This is a genomic window from Frankia tisae (assembly GCF_025403405.1).
GTDB lineage: Bacteria > Actinomycetota > Actinomycetes > Frankiales > Frankiaceae > Frankia > Frankia tisai.
Window position 1 is genome coordinate 1 of sequence record NZ_JANEZT010000881.1, and the last position, 250, is coordinate 250.

Genomic DNA, 250 nt, shown 5'->3' on the forward strand with positions numbered 1-250 from the left:
CAGGTCGCCCGGGTCACCGCTTGGGCTACCGGGCGGGGTCTGCCTGTCGATCGGGTGGTCACCGAGGTGGGTTCGGCGTTGAACGGCCACCGGAGGAAGTTCCTCGCCCTGCTGCGTGACCCGGGCGAGCCACACCGATCGTCGTGGAGCATCGCGACCGGTTCGCCCGGTTCGGTGCCGAGTATGTTGAGGCCGCGCTTGCGGCGAACGGCCGCGGGCTGCTGGTGGTCGACCCGGCCGAGGTCGATGA

At 70.8% G+C, this 250-nt stretch carries 1 pseudogene; it reads left to right on the plus strand.

Annotated features, from left to right (window positions below):
• Nucleotides 1–250: pseudogene (locus NBZ85_RS32105) on the plus strand (recombinase family protein); the annotation flags it as partial.